General features: G+C 69.7%; 1 protein-coding gene. It reads left to right on the top strand.

Annotated elements, in window-relative coordinates:
• Nucleotides 1–416 (top strand): acyltransferase domain-containing protein (locus BST27_RS30895; protein ID WP_139805530.1); only part of this gene is annotated, 416 nt, incomplete at both ends.

The raw sequence follows: 416 nt of genomic DNA, 5'->3' as shown, positions 1-416 counted from the left end.
GCGTTGGCGGCGACGATGAAGGCCTACGGCGTGACGCCCGGTGCGGTGATCGGCCACTCGCTGGGCGAGTCCGCCGCCGCTGTGGTGGCCGGTGCCCTGTCGATCGAAGACGGCGTGAAGGTGATCTGCCGGCGCTCCAAGCTGATGACGCGCATCGCCGGCGCCGGCGCCATGGCGTCGGTGGAACTGCCTGCCCAGCAAGTGCTTTCCGAACTCACCGCGCGCGTCATCAACGACGTCGTGGTGGCGGTGGTGGCGTCACCGTCCTCCACCGTCATCGGTGGGGCGACCCAGACCGTGCGTGACCTGGTGGCGATCTGGGAAGAGCGCGGCATCATGGCCCGCGAGGTCGCCGTGGATGTGGCCTCGCACTCACCGCAGGTGGAGCCGATCCTCGACGAGCTGACCGAGGCGCT

The sequence above is a fragment of the Mycobacterium intermedium genome, assembly GCF_002086275.1.
Taxonomy (GTDB): domain Bacteria; phylum Actinomycetota; class Actinomycetes; order Mycobacteriales; family Mycobacteriaceae; genus Mycobacterium; species Mycobacterium intermedium.
This window is presented reverse-complemented; position numbering and strand designations above follow the sequence as displayed.